Consider the following 22856-nt stretch of genomic DNA (forward strand, 5'->3'; position numbering starts at 1 on the left):
AAGGCCGCTAAACTCACGATGTGAGCCTAGCGACCTTTTGTATTTATGCGAATCTTCTGAAGGATTCTATTAGACGTCAGATAACTGATATCCTATGAAATCCCAGGAAATTAATCCTTGAAGAAGTCCTTAACAGCCTCGTTTGGTACCATCTTCTCATCGAAAACATAAGCACCAGTCTTAGGGCTCTTAACCATCTTGATAACCTTTGTATATGCGCGACCATCCATGTTACCTTCGTGGAGGGTAGCGACCGCTTTCTTTGCCATAGTCTATTTAAATTGATAAATTTGTTTATAAACTTGTAAGCTAGCTTACTTAATCTCCTTGTGAAGAGTCATCTTCTTAAGGATTGGGTTGTACTTCATCAACTCAAGACGCTCAGGAGTGTTCTTACGATTCTTTGTAGTCACGTAACGGCTTGTACCTGGCATACCACTGTTCTTATGCTCAGTGCACTCGAGGATAACTTGTACTCTATTACCTTTTGCTTTCTTTGCCATGATATTTATTCTCCTATTACTTTAATGTCCTTCCAATCTACATAGCCCTTCTTTACTGCCTGATTCAAGGCAGCATCGAGACCTACTTTATTAATAAGACGAAGACCAGCAGCGCTGATCTTGAGGCTGATCCAGCAACCCTCTTCTACATAGTAGAATTTCTTGCTGAAGAGGTTAACGTCAAAGCTTCTCTTTGTACGGTGCTTTGAGTGAGACACATTGCAACCTAACTGTGCCTTCTTACCTGTAATTTGACAAATCTTAGACATTTCTATCTTTAATTTTGTAATTCGTTAATTGATACCTATTCCAAACAGAGTGCAAAATTACAAATATTTTTTGAATACGCAAAACTTTGGGTTGAAGAAATGCATATTTTAAGATTTATTAAGAAGAAAAGAGCGTTTCTAAAGATATTTTTATCTAGAAACGCCCTTTTCGGGGATATTTTCTTACTTGTGGGAAAGCTCTTCCTGATGCTCTTTCAGGAAGTCGAGCATGCCCTTAAGCGCTGTATTCGTGGCGATTGCAAGATTGATGTCGCGACCGAAATCTTCGGTGAGTTTTACCACACGAACATCGTCCTTGTTGCCGAAGCCTACGAAGATGGTGCCCACTGGTATGGCTGGCGTGCCGCCGGTAGGACCCGATACGCCTGTTGCAGAGATGGCGAAATCAACATTCAATGCCTTGATGGCGCCCTGCACCATCTCTCTTGCCACTTCCTCGCAGTAGGCAGTCTTCTCCTCCAATACCTCGTGGCTTACGCCCAGAAGGTTCTCCTTCACCTCGTTGGTGTAGCTAACCACACCGCCCTTGAAGTAATTGCTGGCACCTGGCACGGAGATGAGCGCCTCGGCGATACGTCCGCCTGTGCAGCTCTCGGCTGTGCCCACTGTCTTGTCACTGTTATAGAGCATCTCCTGGATGCCCTTGCTCAATATCTTTGTTTCAAATTCCATATCTTACTTACTTAAATGTTACTTTACTATATGCAGGAAGATCGATGGTGGCGAAATCACCATCACGATACTTGAAGGTTCCCACGCAGCCAATCATCGCCGCATTGTCGGTGGTGTAGCTGAACTTAGGGATGTAGATGGTCCAGCCGAATCGCTTGGCATGGTCGCGGAAGGCATTGCGCAGACCATTGTTGGCACTCACGCCACCAGCCACTGCCACGTGCTTGATGCCCGTCTGCTTCACTGCCATGCGCAACTTCTTCATCAGAATATCCACGATGGTGAACTCGATGCTGGCAGCCAGATCGAACTTGTTCTTTTCTACGAAGTCAGGATCGGCAGCCACCCACTTGCGCAGGCTATAGAGGAAACTGGTCTTGAAGCCAGAGAAACTGTAGTTCAAGCCTGGGATGTGAGGCTCGGCAAAGGTGAAAGCCTTCGGATTACCCTGGCGCGCATACTTATCTACGATAGGACCACCTGGGTAGCCCCACTCCAGCACCTTGGCACACTTATCGATTGCCTCGCCAGCTGCATCGTCGATGGTCTGGCCCAATACTTCCATATCATTATAAGCGTTCACCTTCACAATCTGCGAATTTCCACCGCTCACGAGGAGACAGATGAATGGGAACGGAGGCGCACTCTGGTCGTCATCGCTCTCCTTGATGAAATGTGCCATCACATGACCCTGCAGGTGGTTGACGTCAATCATCGGAATATTGAGCGAACGGGCGAACCCCTTGGCGAAGCTCACGCCCACGAGCAGCGAACCCATCAGACCCGGACCACGGGTAAAGGCAACTGCCGAGAGGTCTTCCTTCTTGATGCCTGCACGGGCTATAGCCTGGTCAACCACCGGCACCACGTTCTGCTGGTGGGCACGGGAAGCCAGCTCAGGTACCACACCGCCGTAAGCACGATGCACCTCCTGAGAGGCGGTAACGTTGCTCAACAATACTCCATTCTTGAGCACTGCGGCAGAGGTATCGTCGCAGCTGCTCTCTATACCTAATATATATATATCCTTCATTGTTCTTGAGTTTAATTAGTGTGTAAGAATCTCCACACCAGTCTCGGTCATTACGAGTGTGTGCTCCCACTGTGCCGATGGTTTCTCATCGCCAGTGATTACCTCCCATCCGTATGGATCGTCAGCATCGATGAACACCTTGTAGGTTCCCATGTTGATCATTGGCTCGATGGTGAACACCATGCCCGGAACGAGCAGCATACCGGTGCCACGATGGCCATAGTGAAGCACCTCTGGCTCCTCATGGAATTGAATGCCTACGCCGTGACCGCAGAGATCGCGAACCACACCATAGCCATACTTCTTGCAATGCTTCTCGATGGCGTGACCGATGTCACCCACAAAACTGTAAGGCTTTGCAGCCTCCATACCAATCTCCAGGCACTCCTTAGCCACGCGAACCAGCTGCTCCTTCTCAGGAGTAGTCTTGCCGCCCACGATAAACATACGGCTGGCGTCGGCGTAGTAGCCGTCAACGATGGTAGTCATGTCCACGTTGATGATGTCGCCCTCTTCGAGCACATCCTCTTCCTTAGGAATACCATGGCAAACCACCTCGTTGATAGAGGTGCACACGCTCTTAGGATAGCCCTCGTAGTTGAGACAGGCAGGAATGGCGTTGTTATCCTTGCAATACTGCATGCAGAGGTCGTCAATTTCCTGGGTGTTCAAACCCGGACGGATAATCTCGGCAACAGCGTCGAGACAGCCTGTGTTAACGACACCACTCTTGCGGATGCCTTCTATCTGTTCTGGAGTCTTAATCAAGTCACGGGTAGGCACCAGCTTACCCTTATTTTCCCAATACATCACCTGCTTGTCGAGCTCTGTAAGAGGCTGACCAGGCAAGCAATGCCATCTTTTCTTCTTAATCATTGTCTTATATTTTAATTATTGCGAGTGCAAAAGTACATTATTTCTTGCAGAATGCAAAATAAAATGGCAATTATTTGCAGTTAGAATGCAAATAATCACCATAAATCATTACTTCAGATATTCGTAGATTTTCTCGCACCAGTCTTCGCCGTTCTTCGGACAGTAGGTGAAGAGACCTACTTCTGAGGCCGCACAGCAGTTGCGGGCACCATCATCGACGAAGAGGCACTCTTCCGGCAGCGCCTTCTCTGCGGCTATTACATGACGGAAGAAATTCTCGTCGGGCTTCAGGTATTTCACCTCATAGCTGCGGTACATGGCATCGAAGTAATCGCCGATGGGATGACCGTCGCCCGAGAACTCCTCGCTGTCAACCCAGGCTGATACGTATGGGTTGGTGTTGCTGAGCAGAACCACGCGATAGCCCTGCTTCTTCAGGTTCCTGAGCACCTCCAGCTTGTTGGCTGGCACTTCCTTCATGTAGCCCAGCCAGCAATGCTGCAGCTCCTCGAAGCTCACCTCTCTGCCTACCTTCTCGCTCACCTTCTGGCGGTAGTCCTCTTCAGAAATCTTTCCTTCTTCCAGGTCGCCATTCAGTCCCGACTGCTTATAGGGATCCATTTTCTCGGCAAACTCCTTCATACCTAACTCAACAAAGCGTTTGCCTGCCTCGTTCTCGTCGAGGGTGATGATAACGCCACCCATATCAAAAATTACGGTCTTGATCATATTATCCTTTTTACTAATACCTTTTTTTATAATAAAGCTTTTGCCCTTTCAGGGCGACAGACTTGCAACTATAAATACCCAGGGCGCTGCCCTGGGCTAGGTGCTTCTGCCCTTTCAGGGCGTGCTGCTTGTCTTATAGCTAACGCTGAACCTTTCGGGGCATGCTGCAGTTTCCAAGTTTAAAACAAATCTAATTTGTTCTTTCTGGCTTCCTCCAACGATGCTATCTTAGCCTGCTGCTCATGATATTCATTTCTCAGGCGCTCGTATCGCTCGTTGAGTTCTGCCACAAACTTAGGGCATTCCGTCTCGTTGAGGAATCGGGCACAGATGCCGGCATTGAGCGAAGCATCCTTCACCCAGATAACCGGACCATCATACACAGGCGCAATCTTCAGCGCCACATGCAGCTCGCTCGTAGTAGCGCCACCCACCATGATAGGAATGCGAAGACCAGCCTTCTGCATTTCCTTGGCTGTATGCACCATCTCTTCGAGCGATGGTGTAATCAATCCGCTCAGTCCGATAGCATCCACCTTCTCCTCTATCGCCTTCTTTACGATTTGCTCGGCAGGAACCATCACGCCCAAGTCGATGATATCGTAGTTGTTGCACGACATCACCACGCATACGATGTTCTTTCCGATGTCATGAACGTCGCCCTTCACGGTGGCCATCAGAATCTTTCCGGCAGTGGTGCTTCCGCCCTGCTTCTCCGCCTCGATGTGTGGCTGGAGGATGGAAACCGCAGCCTTCATCGTACGTGCCGTCTTCACCACCTGCGGCAGGAACATCTCTCCCCTTCCGAAGAGTTCGCCCACCAGGTTCATACCGTCCATCAGCGGACCCTCGATAACGTTCACGGCATGCGGATATTTCTGCAACGCCTCGTCGATATCCGGTTGCAGGAACTCGGTGATTCCCTTCTGCAGGGCATATTTCAATCTTTCCTCCACAGGCTGCTTTCTCCACTCAGGCGCTGCTGGTTTCGGAGCCGGAGCACCGCCCGCCTTGGCTGCTGCTTTTGCCGCATCCGCCTTTGCCTTGATTTCGGCAGCCAGTTCGATAAGGTCATCGGCAGCACCCTTTCTGCGGTTGAGCACTACATCCTCTATGAGTTCCAACTGATCCTTAGGAATCTTGTTGTAATCCATTCTCGCCTTGGCATTCACGATACCGAAGTCCATACCCACCTTCTGTGCATGATGCAGGAAGACGCAGTGGATGGCCTCGCGGATATAGGTGTTGCCGCGAAACGAGAACGAGAGGTTGCTAACACCTCCGCTGACATGCGCTCCCGGCAGATTCTTGTGAATCCATTCGGTGGCACGGATGAATTCCACGGCGTAGTTGTCGTGTTCTTCCATACCTGTGGCGATGGCGAGCACGTTCGGGTCGAAGATGATGTCGAGCGGATTCATGCCCAGTTTATCTACCAGCAGGCGATAGGCACGCTCGGCTATCTCGATGCGGCGCTCATAGGTGGTAGCCTGTCCCACCTCGTCGAAGCACATCACCACCACGGCTGCACCATATCGCATCACATCGCGTGCATGCGAGAGGAACACTTCCTCGCCCTCCTTCAGGGAGATGGAGTTCACGATGCACTTGCCCTGACAGCACTTCAGTCCGGCGAGGATGACTTCCCATTTCGAGGAGTCGATCATCACCGGCACCTTGGCAATCTCTGGTTCTGCCGCTATCATGTTGAGGAAGTTCACCATCTCGGCCTTGGCGTCGAGCAGTCCGTCGTCCATGTTTACATCCACCACGGCTGCGCCATCTGCCACCTGTTTGCGGGCAATGCCGATGGCTTCCTCATAACTTTTTTCATTAATCAAGCGCAGGAACTTCCTGCTGCCGGCTACGTTACAGCGTTCGCCCACGTTAACGAAGCGGCTGGCGTCTACTGGCAGATGAACGGAATCATCCACCTGCAACAAATCCAAGCCCGAGAGCCACATGTACTTAGGCTTCTCTACCACCTGATGAGGCATCTTGCCCTCAGCGCTCCGGGCGTAATGAGCGATGAACTCAGGACTGGTTCCACAGCAGCCGCCAATGATGTTGACAATGCCTTCGTCGATGAACTCGGCAATCTGTGGAGCCATCGATTCTGCGGTTTCATCATACTGTCCCATTTCGTTAGGCAGTCCGGCATTAGGATGCGCACTAATATAATAAGGTGCAACCTTTGCCAGATGCTCGATGAATGGTTTCATCTGAGGCGCTCCGAAGGCACAGTTCATGCCCACGGAGAAGATTGGATAAGGAGAGAGCGAAGCCAGGAAGGCATCTACGGTCTGACCGCTGAGGGTTCTGCCCGCCAGGTCGCTCACCGTAAGACTGATCATGATAGGCAGCTCCACCCCGTGCTTCTTCATCATGGTGATGGCTGCATCAATCATTGCCTTGCAGTTGAGCGTATCGAAGATGGTTTCGATGAGGATGACATCCGCTCCGCCTTCGATGAGACCATCCACCTGTTCGCAGACATCAGCGAAAAGTTCATCGTAGGTAATTTCCCGGGCGGCAGGATTGCTGACGTCCGGACTCATGGAGCAAGTCTTGTTGGTAGGTCCCACATCTCCTGCAACGAAGCGTGGCTTATCGGGTGTAGAGAACTTGTCGCATTCGATGCGCGCCAGTCGTGCGCCCTCGAAAGCCATTTCGCGTGCGCAATCCTCCAGATGATAATCTGCCTGCGAGATACGCTGGCACGAGAAGGTGTTCGCCGTGATGATGTCGGCACCTGCCTCCAGATAGCGTCGGTAAATATCTGAGATGACATCAGGGCGAGTGATGTTGAGCATATCGTTGTTGCCCTTCATCATGCCCGGCACGTCGCGGAATCGCTCACCACGGAAGTCATCCTCCGTTAAATTGTATTTCTGAATCTCAGTACCCATGGCACCATCGAGAATCAGAATCTTCTCCTTAGCAATCTCTCTTATATTCTTCATTGTCTAAAAGTGCTTGATAGCTCTATCCATCTCTCTTCTGTCTTCCTTCTCCTTCAGGGTCTGACGCTTGTCATACTCCTTCTTACCCTTGCAGAGGGCAATATCCACCTTGGCACGTCCCTTGTCATCGATGAAGACGAGTATAGGAACGATGGTGAAGCCCGGCTGCTTGCTGTCTTCTTCCAGACGGCGCAGTTCACGCTTGGTGAGCAGCAGCTTGCGGTCGCGGCGTGCTTCGTGGTTGCCGAAGGAACCGTAGAAATAAGGAGAGATGTTCATGCCCTTCACCCAGAGCTCGCCCTGGTAGAAGTCGCAGTAGCAATCCACCAGCGACGCCTTGCCGCCGCGGATGGATTTAATCTCAGTACCCGTGAGCACGATGCCCGCGGTGTAAGTGTCAACGAAGAAGTATTCGAACGAAGCCTTCTTGTTGCGTATCTGTATCGGACTCTTCTTGCGGAGTTCCTGATCTTTCTTGTTCATAATCTTTATACCTTAATATATTATATATACCTTTATATAATCGTGGCGAAGTTCTCGATATGCTCGTCAATGTAGAAAGCCACCATTCCGGTCCACTGTTCCTCGTTCTCCACAAACACATCGTCGAAGTCATCAAACTCCGGCAACTTCTCATAGAGCGCCATGAAGTCCTCGTCGCTCATGTCGCCCTCAATTTCCTCGTGATGGGTCTTGTAGAGGAAGTGGCTCTTCTTGATCAATTTCGAAAGGTCCACCAGTCCCCAGTTTCTGAACGCCTTATCGGTAGGGTTCTTCCAGATGAAGGCACCATATCCGTTATGGATAAGCTGAATCATTCCGCCGTCCATCATCTCCTCGTGCAGGGTGTCCCATGCCAGGAGCGTAATCTGGTCGCTGTTCAACTCTGCCATGTTCTCGGCAGTAAGCTCTCCACCGATTGCCTCACGGATGGCATCTACGAATGCCTTCACAAACTCGTCCATGCCTGCCTCGGCAGCCTGCTGAAGCACGGCATCCTTTATCTTAACTTCGATCATAATCTACAAAAATTGCTATTTTCAGTTTGCAAAGATACATGAAATTGTGCATAAACCCAAGAAAAAATCTAAATATTAGGTTAAAGAGTTAAAAAGAATACTCATTTTTGGGTATTTTACAGATATTTTTTGTACTTTTGTGGTCGGAATTGAGGTTGTAAGACCAATGTTTCAGCAAAACAATATGAATTAAGAAGAAGAATTTATACTTTTATATATTCATTAATATAAAATTTAGCGAATATGATCTATTCAAAAGAAGTAGACAACATGTGCGTTGTCGCTAAGGGTCCTAACCACGGACCAGCTCCAATTCCTGAAGAAGGAAAATGGATTCAGGCAAAAGAGATCAAGGATATCTCTGGTTATACTCACGGTGTGGGTTGGTGTGCTCCTCAGCAGGGTGCTTGTAAGCTCTCTTTGAACATCAAGGAAGGCGTTATTCAGGAGGCTCTCGTTGAGACTATCGGTTGTACTGGTATGACTCACTCAGCTGCTATGGCTTCTGAGATTCTTCCAGGCAAGACTATCCTTGAGGCATTGAACACTGACCTCGTTTGCGATGCTATCAATACAGCAATGCGCGAGCTCTTCCTCCAGATTGTTTACGGTCGTAGCCAGAGCGCTTTCTCTGAGGGCGGTCTTGTTATCGGTGCAGGTCTTGAGGACTTGGGTAAGGGTCTTCGTTCACAGACTGGTACTCTCTATGGTACTGTAGCTAAGGGTACACGTTACCTCGAGTTGACAGAGGGTTACATCACAAAGCAGTTCTTGGATAAGGACAGCCAGGTTTGTGGTTACGAGTATGTTCACCTCGGCAAGATGATGGAGGCTATCAAGAACGGTATGGACGCTAACGAGGCTGTTAAGAAGTTCACAGGTAGCTACGGTCGTACAACTGCTGAGCAGGGTGTTGTTAAAGCTATTGATCCACGTAAAGAATAATAAGGAGATACAGATATGATTAGAAAAGTAAGTTACGAAAGTCAGGAACGTCGCGAGAAGCAGGTTCTTGCTGCTCTTAATGCTAACGGTATCAAGAGCTTGGAAGAGGCTAATCAAATCTGCGAGGACGCAGGTGTTGACCCTTATCAGATGTGTGAAGATACTCAGCGTATCTGCTTCGAGAACGCTAAGTGGGCGTATGTAGCTGGTGCTGCTATCGCTATCAAGAAAGGTGCTAAGACAGCTGCTGATGCAGCTGAGGCTATCGGTATCGGTTTGCAGGCTTTCTGCATCCCTGGTTCTGTAGCTGACGACCGTAAGGTTGGTCTCGGTCACGGTAACTTGGCTGCTCGTTTGCTCCGTGAGGAGACTCAGTGCTTCGCTTTCTTGGCTGGTCACGAGTCTTTCGCTGCTGCTGAGGGTGCTATCAAGATTGCTGAGATGGCTAACAAGGTTCGCAAGAACCCATTGCGCGTTATCTTGAACGGTCTTGGTAAGGATGCTGCTCAGATTATCAGCCGCATCAACGGTTTCACATACGTTCAGACAAAGTTCGACTACTACACAGGTGAGTTGAAGGTTGTTAACCGCATCGCTTACAGCGACGGTCCACGTGCTAAGGTTAACTGCTACGGCGCTGACGACGTTCGCGAGGGTGTTGCTATCAACTGGAGCGAGGATGTAGATGTATCTATCACTGGTAACTCTACAAACCCTACACGTTTCCAGCACCCAGTAGCTGGTACATACAAGAAGGAGCGTATTGCTGCTGGTAAGCCATACTTCTCAGTAGCTTCTGGTGGTGGTACAGGTCGTACATTGCACCCAGATAACATGGCTGCAGGTCCTGCTTCTTACGGTATGACTGATACAATGGGTCGTATGCACTCAGACGCTCAGTTCGCAGGTTCTTCTTCAGTTCCTGCTCACGTAGAGATGATGGGCTTCCTCGGTATGGGTAACAACCCTATGGTAGGTGCTACTGTTGCTATTGCCGTAGCTATCGACCTCGCTATCAACAAGAAGTAATTTCTTTGAGATAACAAAATATAAAGCCTTGGGATTCAATTTGAATTCCAAGGCTTTTTTCATATAGCTTCTTTTTTATTTCTAAAAAGATTTCTTCCGGCAAATGATATTTTCTAAAGAGATTTCTTATATTTTTCCCGAAATCCTCTTCAATAAGAAATAGAGATTCGCCTGAAGACGGAAGAGACGCCAGCAGATTCCTTCGGGAAGCAAAGAACTTCTGCAGGATAGAAAACCCAACTTGTTCTTATTTTCCGGAAATATCATCCTGAAATCGATTGATTTCCAGGTGTTGCGGATGATATGAAGTCCTTCTCTCCTATCTGCATCCGCCAACTCATGCGCATGCTGCCAATAAAAGAGGTAAATGCCTACCACATTCTTCCAGCGTTCGTTCTCGTAAACTTTCAGCAGTTGAGAAGAAACCTTCAACCTGCGCAACTCTGCCATCATAGTGGTGTTCGCCTTCAGATAATCGAAACGGCGAGATGAAATCTGATGAGTTACAGAAGCAGCATGCTGGCGATAGAAATACGCTCCGCCACACGACACCACCTTGCGCGAAGCAAGATAGTGAAGACGGGTGGTATTATCATCGCTGTATGAGCGGGACGAATCATCGTAAGGATATTGCAGATGGATGGATGTCTTCACCGCATAAACACCATGAATCTTCCAGGTTAGACTCAGTTCAAAAGCCTGTTCGCCCGATAAGGCAACCGGTTGGCCATCAACTGAAGCTGCCGTCTCCTTATCCTTCTTCTCCTTCTTCTCAAAAGCCGGCATCGGATACTCCTCTATCCTATCCTCAGAATAATAATATCTGCATCTGAAAAGAACACTATCTATTGTTTCATCCTGCTCAAAGGCTGAAACAATCTGCTGCAGGGCATCTTTTCCCAACCAGTCATCACTATCCAGAAAACAGGTATATGTTCCCTGGGCTCGCATTAATCCCTGGTTGCGGGCAAATGCCTGACCATGATTCTCGGCAAGAGAAATTACTTCGATGCGGGAATCTCCATGTGCATAAGATTCCAAAACCTTCAGAGAATCATCGGTAGATGCATCATCCACACAAATCACCTGAAAGTCGCCCATGGTCTGATCCAATAAGGAATCCAGACACTGAGGCAAATACTCGGCAGTATTGTAAACCGCCATTAAGATTGAAACCTTCACCATATCATCTGCAAATCTTAAATCTCTGTTATGATTTTATTACTTTTTGAAGTTTCGCAAGTGGTTCAAGTACGGGCTGAAGGCCCAAAAGCTCCTAGCCCAGGGCATCGCCCTGGGTATAATAGCAATCAACAAGGCGCCCTGTAAGGGCAAAAGCTTTGTAAATTGCCTGATTCTTTTGAAGCTTTTGCCCTTACAGGGCGACAAACTTGCGTCCATGATTACCCAGGGCGCTGCCCTGGGCTAGGAGCTTCTGCCCTTTCAGGACGTGTGGAGCTCACTTGCGAAACTTGAGTTACTTCTTCTTCAATTTGCTCTTTACCTTGAGCACTAGACTATTCCAGAGCTTGGTCTTGGAATGCAGAACCTTCAGAGAGAAGGCAAGACTGACCAGACAAGCCAAGCCGCCGATTCCCCAGCTCATTACCGGATTTTCAAGGCAAGATGCCCAATAGGTGAAAATGCCAAGAAGCATCTGAACTGCGAAGTAAACTAATACCTGGCGGGATGGGCGATAATGATAGCGGTAACGCATGAAGCACAGTACTACCACGAGATTGATGATGCCGAGTAAAAACAGGGCAATACCCGTACCCTCAAGAGACCAGAGTCTGAAACCCAGAATAACCAGGGCAATGAGCAGAACATCGTACAGCGCCTCCAGGAAGAGATAGGATTTTGAATCGCCTTTCGAAAGCGTAATGTATTCTATCGGAAGGGTGATGGCACGGAAATACATCGCCATCAGCGCTATCTTCATCATTCCTACCACAGGCAGGAACTTGGCACTGAAAAGCACATGAAGAATCAGGGGACTCGCCAGAATAAAGACGGAAAGCAACGGAGAAACCAGCAGTAATGAAACCTCTATCTGCCTGTTTACCACAGAATTAAGTTCTGAGCCAGTGCCTTCAATAGCCGAAAGACGAGGAAAATAATCTGTCTCCATCGCCTGGAAAACCATTCCGGCATAAGTCATGGTCATCATAAATCCCGTATTGTAAAAGCCCACCATATCCAGTCCGCTAGTGTAGCTCAGATAGGAACGTACGGCAAACTCAGCCCCACTACCCAGGATTCCTGCCAAGATGAAGGCAACGCCCAAGCGAACCATGCCGAGACCCTCGCCCAGAAGCGACTTGATGCGCGAAAACGACATGGCGAAGAAGGCAGGAAAAAGGCGGAACGAATAGCAGCACGCTAGCACCATCTGCAACAGAGCCACCAAGGCAATGGAAGGCACGATGGCCGATTCGCCCCAGATATAGAACAGCGGAATGGAGGTAATCAGTGCTCCTATCACCCCATACACTGAAATCACAGCCAGCGATTTCAGACGACGGGTTCCTTTGAGAATAGCCAATTCGCCTCCGGTTATCGCCATCATGGCAACCACTGGAGAAAGCAGGACAAAATGATGTGTATGATCGCCCCAGGAAAAGGTAAAGCGGTTGAGAAATGGACTGAAGATAACGCAAACCAGCATACCGAAGAGCGCCGTGAGAAAACTCCACAGTCGTACCAGACTTACGATGTGGTTGAGTCTTTCCTCATCCCCATGTTCGTAAGCCTCCGATACCTCGCGCACAGCACTCATGCTAAGCCCCAGGTTAGTAGAATCAGACACCAGTTTGATGCTGGAATTGAAAAGAGAAATCAATCCCATACCTTCAGGACCGAGTATGATGGCCACCAGTTTGTTGCGCACCACGCTCATGAGGATATTCAATCCCTGCACTCCTCCGAAGATGCCTGTATATTTTAGAATATGTGAATAACTATCGTCTTTCTTTTCTTTTATCATATATTAAGAACGCAATCGTTTCCGTTTTATTGCTTGAAAGTGAAGAATAAGGGAAAATATTGAGAGAAAAAGAAGAGGGAGAAATATTAGAAGAAGAGGAGAAAGGAAGGAGAAAAAAAGAGGAGAAAAAAAACAGAAAAAAAAGGTCGGATTTTCTATTTGGAAAATCCGACCTTTATACCTTAAAATCTCCGAAGAAGATTTCTGTAGAAGATTAAGCCTCAGCTGGAGCCTCCTCTGTAGCCTCTGTCTCAGCAGCAGCCTCTGCAGCAGCAGCGGCAGCAGCAGCCTTCTTCTCAGCTACCTTCTTAGCGATTGCCTCGTTCATCTTCTTCTCAGCCTCGAGCTCCTTAGCAGCAGCTTCCTTCTTAGCCTTAGCGTCGCCCTCGCGAACAGCAGAAGCCTTAGCGTCCTTGCCATTCTTCCAAGCGTCGAAACGCTTCTGAGCCTCAGCATCGTCGAATGCGCCCTTCTTAACGCCACCCTTGAGGTGCTTCATCAAGTAAACGCCCTCGCCCTTGAGGATGTTGCGAACTGTGTCTGTTGGCTGTGCACCTGTCTCTACCCAGTAGAGTGCGCGCTCGAAATTCAAATCTACAGTAGCTGGATTGGTGTTTGGATTGAATGTACCAATCTTCTCAGTAAATTTACCATCACGTGGTGCTCTAACGTCAGCGATAACGATGCTATAGAAAGCATAGCTCTTACGACCGCCGCGCTGCAATCTGATCTTTGTTGCCATTTTTTTAAATCTTAATTTTAATTTAATTTATTAATGAGGTTTGAATTTTATGCTGCCATCTCGTGACAGCGGCTGCAAAGGTACGAAGTTTTATCCGTACCAACAAATATCTTGTTTATTTTTAAGTTTTTTTATCGGAACAACGCTGTCTGGGCTGTCATTCCGCTAAAAAACTATCTGATTCGGTCGGCTGCTCTTACCAGTTTCTCGTCGTCACTCACGCCCTTGCGTGCCATCAGCACGAGGATGAGGGCTACGAGTGGAAGGCAGGATGCAAACTGGAAGTTCGTGGCGCCCTCTACCTCAGGAATCGGAATGATGCTGAATACCATCAGAAGATAGTCAACATACCAGAGTCCTGTAAACAGAGAGGCGATGGAACACAGGTTCATCTGCAGCTTGCGGTTTTTGTAGAGAAATACCGTTGCCAGCGAAATCACTGCCGATACGGCGAGCAGAAGGAACAATGGCAGGCAGGTGGATGAAACACTGATGCCACTGTCGCCGTTCACTACGCCCAGGTTGTAAACCATACTGTCTGCCCCCATGCCAGAAGCGCTTACACTGGCGATGGGAAGAAACAGACAAACTGCATAGGCAATGACAGCCAGAATCAAGAACAAGCTCTGTTTACGCTGTATCATAACTTACCTGATTTTAGCGTATTAGAAAGCAGGCTCCTCCTGGTTGTGAACAGGCATGCTAGGATCACGCCAGTAGATGCTCTTCTCGATGAACTCCTCTGTAGCAATCAAAGTTGGCTTTGGCAACTTCTCATAGAAACGAGAGATTTCAATCTGCTCACGGTTCTCGAATACCTCCTCCAATGAGTCGTTGTAAGAAGCGAACTCAGCGAGTTTCTTGCTCAAGTCCTGCTTAATCTCCAGCGAAATCTGGTTAGCTCGCTTGGCGATGATGGCAACACTCTTGTAAATGTTATGCGTATCATCACAGAGGTCCATGATGTTACGGGTAACTGTGTTAACTGGTGCTTTTGATTTCTTGTAATCCATAATTTATAGTACTATATATTTTTTAACCTTGTTTTCCACCTTATTATATATAGGTGGCATTTACCTTCATTAATTCTGTCCTGCCAGTCGTTCGAGGGAATCTTCCGGATGAGCCTTCTCGAATTCCTTGCATTTCTCGATGTATTTCTCGGCAGTGGCACGTTCCTTTGAATCCGGATACTCGTTGATGAAGCCGTAGCACTCATCCTCTGCATCCTGGTAACGCTCCAGCTGCTTGCTCTCCACACTCATCTTGGCAAGCTCGTACTTGCTCTTCATGATGAGGGTAGCAAACTCCTCGCGCTTGTTGCTGTAAGGATAATCCTTCAGGGCGTTCTGCGCCGTAACGATGCACGCCTCGTAGTTGTTGCCGCCCTCGGTGCAGTTGCCAAAGTAGGTTCCCATTCCGAAGTAGAGGCTGGCACTCTTGTATTCCTTCTCTACCAGCAGATCCTGCAAGGCATAGAGGCGCTCGGTAGCCTGAGCCTTGAAACGGGCATCAGGGAAGAGGTCGAGATACTCCTGGAATGCAGAGATGGCCGTATAGGTGGTACTCTGGTCGAGACGTGGCTCCGGAGCATTCTGGAAGAGGCTCTCGCCCACGAAGTACTTCGCATTCTCAGCATACAGTCCCTTAGGATAAGAAGAATAATACTTCTTGAAATACTCAGAGGCTGTTTCGTAGTCCTTCAAACCATACTCAGCCATCGCCAGCATATAGAGGCACTCCTCGCCCTCGGTAGAACCCTTCTTCATGGTCACTACATCCTGCAGGAGAGGAATAGCACGAGAGTACTTGCCCTGAGCAAAACATTGCTTGGCATACTCGTACTTATACGATGGTGTTGCTGCCTTGTACACCTGGTTATATTCGTTCGCACAACCCGTCATGAGAAGTGCTGCGCAAGCTGCAATTATTACTGATTTCTTCATATTTTTCTAATTGTGCATGCAAAGTTACGGATAATTAGCTAATTATCAAAAGAAAAAATACATTTTTTCGCAAATAATTAATCTTTATAACGATTAATGCCGTTTTTTTTGTATTTTTGCACCTTGAAACAGAACTTTTCAAGAGAAAAAGCACTGTTTTCGATGTGAAACGTTTAAGTTCAAGATAAATTATGGATTTCAAGATTACTTCGCAATATAAGCCTACGGGCGACCAGCCGCAGGCCATCAGACAGCTCACCGAAGGCATTCAGCAGGGTGAACCGGCACAGGTGCTCCTCGGCGTTACCGGTTCGGGTAAAACCTTCACCGTTGCCAACGTCATCGCCAACGTGGGAAAGCCTACGCTGATATTGAGTCACAACAAGACGCTCGCCGCACAGCTCTATCAGGAGATGAAGGGATTCTTCCCAGAGAACGCCGTGGAATATTACGTCTCCTACTACGACTACTATCAGCCGGAGGCCTATCTGCCTACCACCGACACCTACATTGAGAAAGACCTCGCCATCAACGACGAGATAGATAAGCTGCGTCTCGGTGCCGTCTCGGCTCTGCTCTCGGGCAGAAAGGATGTCATCGTGGTTTCTTCCGTTTCGTGCATCTACGGTATGGGCGGACCGGTGGCGATGCAGGAGAACATCATCAAGATTCAGAAGGGACAGCGGATTGACAGAAACGAGTTCCTCAGAAAACTGGTGGATGCGCTCTACGTGAGAAACGACATCGACCTGCAGCGTGGCAACTTCCGAGTGAAGGGCGAAACCATAGACATCTACATGGCTTACAGCGACAACGTGCTGCGCGTAACCTGGTGGGATGATGAGATTGATGGCATTGAGGAGGTGGATTCCCTCACCTACCATCGCCTCACCTCGTTCGATATCTACGAGATCTATCCTGCCAACCTCTTCGTCACCACGAAGGAGCAGCAGGAAAGTGCCATCCGCATGATTCAGGACGACCTGTTGAAACAGGAGGATTATTTCAAGAGCATAGGCGATGGAATCAAGGCACAACGCATCAAGGAGCGTGTGGAGTACGATATGGAGATGATCAAGGAACTGGGCCACTGCTCGGGCATTGAGAACTATTCCCGATATTTCGACGGCAGACATCCGGGAGAACGCCCTTACTGTCTGCTCGACTTCTTCCCGAAGGATTTTCTCCTGGTGGTAGACGAGAGCCACGTGAGCATTCCGCAGATTGGAGCGATGTACGGCGGCGACAGGGCGAGAAAGCAGAACCTCGTGGAATATGGATTCCGATTGCCTGCCGCCTTCGACAACCGTCCGCTGAAGTTCGAGGAGTTCCACAGTCTGATTCACCAGGCCATCTACGTGAGTGCTACCCCAGCCGATTACGAGCTGAGAGAGGCGGAGGGCGTAGTGGTGGAACAGCTCATCCGTCCTACGGGATTGCTGGATCCGGAGATTGAGGTGCGTCCGAGCGAGAACCAGATTGATGATTTGCTCGACGAGATTCTTACCCGAACCCATAGAAACGAGCGTGTGCTCATCACCACCCTGACCAAGCGAATGGCGGAGGAGCTGACCGAGTTCCTGCTGAACCATAACGTGAAGGCTGCGTATATTCACAGCGATGTGGCTACGCTCGACCGAGTGAAGATCATGAACGATTTGCGAGCTGGCGTATATGATGTGCTGGTGGGCGTCAACCTGCTTCGTGAGGGTCTCGACCTGCCTGAGGTTTCGCTGGTAGCCATTCTCGATGCTGATAAGGAAGGATTCCTGCGCAGTCACCGTTCGTTGACCCAGACAGCCGGTCGTGCTGCCCGAAACGTGAACGGAAAGGTGATTATGTATGCGGATAAGATTACGGACAGCATGCAGAAGACCATCGACGAGACGGCTCGCCGAAGAACCATCCAGTTGCAATACAATGCCGACCATGGAATTACGCCAAAGCAGATTCAGAAGGCCATCACCTCTGCCCTGCCTATGGGTAAGGAGGAGGAAGCTGCTTCCGGAGCAGCTGCTATTAAGAGCATCAGGGGTGCTCAAGGCGTTACTGGCGTCAAGGGAGCCGAAGGTTCTAAGCAGCGCGTCTACATCGAGCCGGATAGTGCCACGATGGTTGCCGACCCTATCGTCCGCAGCATGAGCAGGGAGGAATTGGAGAAGAGCATCGCCAACACCACCGCTCTGATGAAGCAAGCCGCCAAGGACCTCGATTTCATGCAGGCTGCGCAGTATCGTGATGAAATCATACGATTGCAGAAGGAACTGGATGAGAAAGTGTAATAATAACTTCGTTTTCTGCCAAATCGCAGGAATCAGGATTAAGAACTCCTGTTAATCATAGTCTTAAGGATAAATATATTTAGCCTTAAGGCAAAAAATAAATACCCTTAAGGCTAAATTTATTTTGCCTTAAGGGTATCTTTTTATCCATTTGCTCCATTCTTTAATATTGTAAAGATAGCATCAAAAACACTATCTTCTAAAGATGGCTTTTCATTTAAAAGATTGCTTCCTTATTCAAAGGAAAGCTTTTTCAGGCGGGTGCGCAACTGCTCAGCCTCGCTCTTCCTTATCGAAAGCTTGATGGTGCACGTATTATCAAACGTCTGATCCACGATGCGAGGATTCATCTCCTTTACAATCCTCATCACATCATTCATCATCGGATAGGTGAAATCGTAGGTCACGATTTCCTCCACCTGCTGCGTCACCTCCTCGCAATGCGCCAGGGCGTCTAACGCAGCTTCACGATAAGCTACAATCAAACCGCTGGTGCCCAGTTTCACGCCTCCGAAATAACGGATTACCACGATAAGAATATCCGTTAATTCGGCTTTCGTAATCTGGCCCAGGATAGGCTTGCCCGCTGTAGAAGAAGGCTCGCCGTCATCGTTGGCACGGAATTCGGTGCGCTCGGGCCCCAGCATATAAGCATAACAACAATGTCGGGCATCGTAATATTTCTTACGGTACCCGGCAACAATCTCCTTCACCTCGTCAACAGTCGTAACGTGGTGAGCAAAGGCGAGAAACTTACTCCTCTTCTCGGTGTAATATCCCTCGCCCACTGTATCTGATATGGTCTTGAATTCGTCAATCATTAATCAAGTTTGTGAATAATCAATCCGCTACGCAACTTAGGCTCAAACCAGGTTGCCTTTGGCGGCATAATCTTGCCACTGTCTGCAATGTCCATAATCTGCTGCATGGTGACTGGATGCAAGGCCAACGCCATCTTCATCTCACCACTATCCACACGGCGCTTCAACTCGCCGAGGCCACGAAGACCGCCCACGAAGTCGATGCGCTTGTCTGAACGCAAGTCCTTGATGCCCAGAATGTCGTCGAGAATCAGACGGGATGAGATATCTACATCGAGCACGCCGATTGGGTCCTCATCATCGTATGTTCCCGGCTTGGCAAACAAACCGTACCACTTGCCGTCCAGATAAACGAGGAATGAATGCAGCGCTGCTGGCTTCAGGATATCCAAGCCAAACTGCTCGATAGCTGCATCAATGTCAAACTTCTCGTAGCAAGGGATACCCTCCTCATCGCCAGATACGTTTACATTAATCGCATCAATCTCTATTACCTCGAAGTTCTTGGTCAATGCATCAAGGAACTCTTCTGAAGTCAAGCCATTCAAATCCTTCACCACACGGTTGTAATCGAGGATGGTCAACTGGCTTGCCTGAAAGCAGACAGCCATGAAATAATTGTACTCCTCCTTGCCGGTATGATTAGGATTCTGCTTCGCCTTCTCAGCGCCCACCAGGGCAGCAGCAGCCGAACGGTGATGGCCGTCGGCGATGTAGAGGCTAGGCATCTTGGCAAATTCAGCCGTGATGGTAGCGATGTCCTTATCGTCGCTGACAATCCAGAACTGGTGGCGGAAGCCATCGATTGGGGCGATGAAATCATACTCAGGTTCTGTTGCCGCATAGCGCATCAGAATTTCATTGAGCACGGCGTTATCAGGATAAGCGAAGAAGACAGGTTCGATGTTGGCATTGCAGACACGAACGTGCTTCATGCGGTCCTCTTCCTTGTCACGGCGGGTGAGCTCATGTTTCTTGATGACGCCCGTCATGTAATCATTCACGTAGGCACCTACCACCAAACCATATTGGGTCTTGCCATTCATGGTCTGGGCATAGATGTAATACTGTTCCTTATCATCCTGCTTCAACCAGCCGTTTTCCTGGAACTTCTTGAAGTTCTCTGCTGCGCTTTCGTAAACGCGAGGGTCATACTCAGAAGTACCTGGCTCGAAGTTGATTTCAGGTTTAATAATATGATAAAGGCTTTTCTCGTTGTCGCCAGCCTCGGTGCGAGCTTCCTCAGAATCAAGGACATCGTATGGACGAGACTCAACTTGCTCTACTAAATCTTTTGGGGGACGAATGCCCTTAAATGGTTTAACTATAGCCATAATGTTTTATTGATTTTAATGAATAAAAGCCCATAAAGAGTACTTATATAAAGCACCCTCTATGAGCTCTCTTATATCCTAAATTTTATTTATTTACCTGGAACTTGGTGCAGCCGTCCTTGAAGAACGCATTGATCTGCTTGGCTGCGGCAATACCGGCATTGATGTTAGCCTCTGCTGTCTGCGCACCCATCTTCTTAGGGGTTGAGAAGTAGCGGCCCTCGAACTTGGCGAAATCGGCATCAGCATCTGGCTTGATGTCGGTGATGAACTTCAAGTCCTCACGCTCAGCGAGAAGTTTCAGGAGCTCAGGCTCATTGATTACCTCCTTGCGGGCAGTGTTGATAAGAATACCACCCTTAGGCAACTGGTTCACGGTCTTATAGTCGATGCTCTTGATGGTCTCTGCAGTAGCAGGGATATGAAGAGAAACGATGTCGCAAGTCTGGAACAACTCATCCTGAGATTTCACGGCGTGAACACCGGCAGCCTCGATTACATCTGCTGGGCAGAATGCATCGTAGGCAGCAACCTCCATGCCGAAGCCCTTGGCGATACGAGCCACGTTGCGACCCACATTACCGAATGCCAGAATACCCAACTTCTTGCCCTTCAACTCGGAACCAGCCTTACCGTTGTAGAAATTACGAACGGTGAAAACCAGCAAACCAAATACCAGCTCGGCAACGGCGTTGGAGTTCTGGCCAGGAGTATTCTCAGCCACTACGTTGTGAGCAGTAGCAGCAGCCAGGTCGATGTTGTCGTAACCTGCACCTGCACGAACGATAATCTTCAGGTTCTTGGCAGCGTCGAGCACCTCGGCATCAGCCTTGTCAGAACGGATAATCATCGCGTCCACATCCTTCACTGCATCGAGAAGCTGAGCCTTCTCTGTATATTTTTCGAGCAGCACCAATTCGTTGCCTGCTCCCTCTATTTCTTTCTTAATGCCTTCCACAGCAGCCGCTGCGAATGGCTTTTCTGTTGCAACTAATACTTTCATATTTGAATCCTTTAAGAAACAATTATCATCAAGGATAATTATTAATTTAAGTTTCGCAAGTGAGCTCCACACGCCCTGAAAGGGCAGAAGCTCCTAGCCCAGGGCAACGCCCTGGGTAATCATGGACGCAAGTTTGTCGCCCTGTAAGGGCAAAAGCTTCAAAAGAATCAGGCAATTTACAAAGCTTTTGCCCTTACAGGGCGCCTTGTTGATTGCTATTATACCCAGGGCGATGCCCTGGGCTAGGAGCTTTTGGGCCTTCAGCCCGTACTTGAACCACTTGCGAAACTTTTATTATTAACTTTTAACTATAAACTGTTAACTATCAATTAGTGCTGTGCTTCAAACTCCTGCATTGCCTTGACGAGTGCCTGAACACCCTCCATGGTCTGTGCATTGTAGCAGCTGGCACGGAAACCACCCACTGAGCGGTGTCCCTTGACACCTACCATGCCACGCTCTGTAGCGAAGTCGAGGAATGGTTTTTCCAACTCCTTGTACTCGTCGTTCATCACGAAGCAGATGTTCATCAATGAACGGGAAGCCTCTTCCACTGTACCCTTGAAGAGCTTGTTGCGGTCAATCTCGGCATAGAGCACCTCAGCACGCTCGTGGGCACGCTTGTCAGCAGCTTCCACACCACCATTCGCCTTCAACCAGCGCAGGTTCTCCATCAGGGTGTAGATAGGAACCACAGGAGGAGTATTGAACATACTGCCCTTCTCTACGTGGGTGCGATAGTCGAGCATGGTAGGAATCTCACGAGGAGCCTTGCCCAGCATCTCATCCTTCACGATGATGACGGTAACACCAGCCATAGAGAGGTTCTTCTGAGCACCTGCATAGATGGCAGTGTACTTGGAAACATCTACAGGACGGCTCATGATGTCTGAAGACATATCTGAAATCAAAGGCACGTTCACGTCTGGATCTACACGAAGTTCAGTACCATAAATAGTATTGTTGCTAGTAAGATGCAAGTAATCACAATCAGCTGGCACATTGTTAGGCACCTGTGGGTAGAAAGTATAGTTGGCGTCGGACGATGATGCGATCTCCACGACCTCACCAAAATGCTTCGCCTCTTTCATAGCCTTCTTAGCCCAAGTACCAGAATTAATGTAGGCAGCCTTCTTGATGAGGAAGTTGGCAGGAATCTGCATAAACTGCAGCGACGCACCACCACCAAGGAAGATTACGGAGTAACCCTCAGGAATGTCAAGAAGCTCCTTGAAAAGGGAGACAGCCTCATCAACAACTGGCTGGAAATCCTTAGCACGGTGGCTGATTTCCATCAATGAAAGACCTGAACCATTAAAATCCAAAATCTGCTTTGCTGTGTTCTCAATCACTTCGCGTGGAAGCATTGATGGACCTGCGTTAAAATTGTACTTCTTCATCTTTTTATGTTTTTATTTAAGTGATTTACGTATACGATTCCTGCTAGCAGGAAACTTACTTGCACAATCCACCCATAAAGGATATTGAGTAATCCTCAAAGATGGATTTACGACTGCGAAATTACACATTTTATTTGAAACTACCAAATTTTCGTGCACATTTTTAGCGTTTTGCGCAAATTTCTTTCTTTTTGTTAGAGGTTTTAACATATTTCCCGTATATTTATGCAGGAAATTACGATTTATAACCAAAAAAGCCTCATCCGGAAACAGATTCCAAGAT

24 protein-coding genes are annotated in these 22856 nt (G+C 48.5%); 4 read left to right on the top strand and 20 right to left on the bottom strand.

The features are described 5' to 3' along the window. Positions 1–110: 110 nt before the first annotated feature. From V8Z93_RS09935 to V8Z93_RS09980, 10 genes are all read right to left on the bottom strand, one after another. Entirely contained in the window at positions 111–269 is a 159-nt protein-coding gene (locus V8Z93_RS09935; RefSeq protein ID WP_006849046.1) for a DUF4295 domain-containing protein, read from the bottom strand. A 45-nt stretch (positions 270–314) separates the two neighbouring features. After that, entirely contained in the window at positions 315–503 is a 189-nt protein-coding gene (gene rpmG, locus V8Z93_RS09940) for a 50S ribosomal protein L33 (RefSeq protein ID WP_006849045.1), read from the bottom strand. Between the two features lie 5 nt (positions 504–508). Further along, positions 509–772 carry a 50S ribosomal protein L28 gene (gene rpmB / locus V8Z93_RS09945; protein ID WP_006849044.1) on the bottom strand — a complete coding sequence of 88 codons (264 nt, stop codon included), beginning with the start codon at positions 770–772 and terminating at the stop codon, positions 509–511. A 183-nt stretch (positions 773–955) separates the two neighbouring features. Further along, positions 956–1465, bottom strand: coding sequence for a CinA family protein (locus V8Z93_RS09950; protein ID WP_439431406.1), 510 nt, complete (start codon positions 1463–1465; stop codon positions 956–958). 7 nt (positions 1466–1472) lie between these two features. Continuing rightward, on the bottom strand, positions 1473–2498 hold the full coding sequence (gene tsaD / locus V8Z93_RS09955; RefSeq protein WP_203038386.1) for a tRNA (adenosine(37)-N6)-threonylcarbamoyltransferase complex transferase subunit TsaD: 1026 nt from the start codon (positions 2496–2498) through the stop codon (positions 1473–1475). 15 nt (positions 2499–2513) lie between these two features. Beyond that, entirely contained in the window at positions 2514–3374 is an 861-nt protein-coding gene (gene map, locus V8Z93_RS09960; RefSeq protein WP_203049360.1) for a type I methionyl aminopeptidase, read from the bottom strand. A 108-nt stretch (positions 3375–3482) separates the two neighbouring features. Continuing rightward, the gene (locus V8Z93_RS09965) at positions 3483–4103 is read right to left on the bottom strand and encodes an HAD family hydrolase (protein WP_203038384.1); all 621 of its coding nucleotides are present in this window, start codon (positions 4101–4103) and stop codon (positions 3483–3485) included. Positions 4104–4282: 179 nt separating this feature from the next. Next, the gene (metH, locus tag V8Z93_RS09970; RefSeq protein WP_439431407.1) at positions 4283–7066 is read right to left on the bottom strand and encodes a methionine synthase; all 2784 of its coding nucleotides are present in this window, start codon (positions 7064–7066) and stop codon (positions 4283–4285) included. A gap of 3 nt (positions 7067–7069) precedes the next feature. Beyond that, complete coding sequence (smpB, locus tag V8Z93_RS09975) at positions 7070–7549, bottom strand: SsrA-binding protein SmpB (protein WP_203038382.1); 480 nt, start codon at positions 7547–7549, stop codon at positions 7070–7072. A gap of 32 nt (positions 7550–7581) precedes the next feature. Continuing rightward, positions 7582–8085: a DMP19 family protein gene (locus tag V8Z93_RS09980; RefSeq protein ID WP_217764102.1), complete on the bottom strand. Its 504-nt coding sequence runs from the start codon at positions 8083–8085 to the stop codon at positions 7582–7584. Between the two features lie 243 nt (positions 8086–8328). Between V8Z93_RS09980 and V8Z93_RS09985 the strand changes: the two genes are divergently transcribed. Next, positions 8329–9030, top strand: coding sequence for an iron-sulfur cluster assembly scaffold protein (locus tag V8Z93_RS09985; protein ID WP_006849036.1), 702 nt, complete (start codon positions 8329–8331; stop codon positions 9028–9030). A gap of 15 nt (positions 9031–9045) precedes the next feature. Next, entirely contained in the window at positions 9046–10059 is a 1014-nt protein-coding gene (locus tag V8Z93_RS09990; protein ID WP_118080037.1) for a GGGtGRT protein, read from the top strand. A gap of 126 nt (positions 10060–10185) precedes the next feature. Here V8Z93_RS09990 and V8Z93_RS09995 read toward each other — a convergent pair whose 3' ends face one another. Together V8Z93_RS09995 and V8Z93_RS10000 are read right to left on the bottom strand one after the other, a co-directional pair. Beyond that, a complete protein-coding gene (locus tag V8Z93_RS09995; protein WP_439431408.1) occupies positions 10186–11244 on the bottom strand; it encodes a glycosyltransferase family 2 protein in 1059 nt (352 codons plus the stop codon). Positions 11245–11536: 292 nt separating this feature from the next. Further along, positions 11537–13045: an oligosaccharide flippase family protein gene (locus tag V8Z93_RS10000; protein ID WP_299331469.1), complete on the bottom strand. Its 1509-nt coding sequence runs from the start codon at positions 13043–13045 to the stop codon at positions 11537–11539. A gap of 59 nt (positions 13046–13104) precedes the next feature. Between V8Z93_RS10000 and V8Z93_RS10005 the strand changes: the two genes are divergently transcribed. Beyond that, the gene (locus V8Z93_RS10005; protein ID WP_439431409.1) at positions 13105–13263 is read left to right on the top strand and encodes a hypothetical protein; all 159 of its coding nucleotides are present in this window, start codon (positions 13105–13107) and stop codon (positions 13261–13263) included. Here V8Z93_RS10005 and V8Z93_RS10010 read toward each other — a convergent pair. The 4 genes from V8Z93_RS10010 to V8Z93_RS10025 form a co-directional block, all read right to left on the bottom strand. Next, positions 13260–13787, bottom strand: coding sequence for a 30S ribosomal protein S16 (locus tag V8Z93_RS10010; RefSeq protein WP_203038378.1), 528 nt, complete (start codon positions 13785–13787; stop codon positions 13260–13262). The genes V8Z93_RS10005 and V8Z93_RS10010 overlap by 4 nt on opposite strands. A gap of 173 nt (positions 13788–13960) precedes the next feature. Continuing rightward, complete coding sequence (locus tag V8Z93_RS10015; RefSeq protein ID WP_203038377.1) at positions 13961–14431, bottom strand: DUF4293 domain-containing protein; 471 nt, start codon at positions 14429–14431, stop codon at positions 13961–13963. Positions 14432–14452: 21 nt separating this feature from the next. Beyond that, the gene (locus V8Z93_RS10020; protein ID WP_203038376.1) at positions 14453–14800 is read right to left on the bottom strand and encodes a DNA-directed RNA polymerase subunit omega; all 348 of its coding nucleotides are present in this window, start codon (positions 14798–14800) and stop codon (positions 14453–14455) included. A 69-nt stretch (positions 14801–14869) separates the two neighbouring features. After that, positions 14870–15733, bottom strand: a complete 864-nt coding sequence (locus V8Z93_RS10025; protein ID WP_439431410.1) for an outer membrane protein assembly factor BamD — start codon at positions 15731–15733, stop codon at positions 14870–14872. Positions 15734–15924: 191 nt separating this feature from the next. Here V8Z93_RS10025 and uvrB point away from each other — a divergent pair, with 191 nt between their 5' ends. After that, a complete protein-coding gene (gene uvrB, locus V8Z93_RS10030) occupies positions 15925–18015 on the top strand; it encodes an excinuclease ABC subunit UvrB (protein WP_439431411.1) in 2091 nt (696 codons plus the stop codon). A 233-nt stretch (positions 18016–18248) separates the two neighbouring features. Here the strand turns inward: uvrB and V8Z93_RS10035 are convergent, their stop codons facing one another. The 4 genes from V8Z93_RS10035 to serC all read right to left on the bottom strand — a co-directional run bounded on the left by V8Z93_RS10035 (position 18249) and on the right by serC (position 22573). Beyond that, entirely contained in the window at positions 18249–18836 is a 588-nt protein-coding gene (locus V8Z93_RS10035) for an IMPACT family protein (protein WP_439431412.1), read from the bottom strand. Beyond that, positions 18836–20170, bottom strand: a complete 1335-nt coding sequence (locus V8Z93_RS10040) for a DUF1015 domain-containing protein (RefSeq protein ID WP_439431413.1) — start codon at positions 20168–20170, stop codon at positions 18836–18838. The genes V8Z93_RS10035 and V8Z93_RS10040 overlap by 1 nt, the downstream gene beginning before the upstream one ends. An 85-nt stretch (positions 20171–20255) precedes the next feature. Beyond that, the gene (locus V8Z93_RS10045; protein ID WP_203049370.1) at positions 20256–21173 is read right to left on the bottom strand and encodes an NAD(P)-dependent oxidoreductase; all 918 of its coding nucleotides are present in this window, start codon (positions 21171–21173) and stop codon (positions 20256–20258) included. A 329-nt stretch (positions 21174–21502) separates the two neighbouring features. Next, entirely contained in the window at positions 21503–22573 is a 1071-nt protein-coding gene (gene serC / locus V8Z93_RS10050) for a 3-phosphoserine/phosphohydroxythreonine transaminase (protein WP_203038371.1), read from the bottom strand. Positions 22574–22856: the final 283 nt, after the last annotated feature.

The sequence above is a fragment of the Segatella copri genome (genome assembly GCF_051861805.1).
In the GTDB taxonomy this organism is placed as follows: Bacteria; Bacteroidota; Bacteroidia; order Bacteroidales; family Bacteroidaceae; genus Prevotella; species Prevotella copri_M.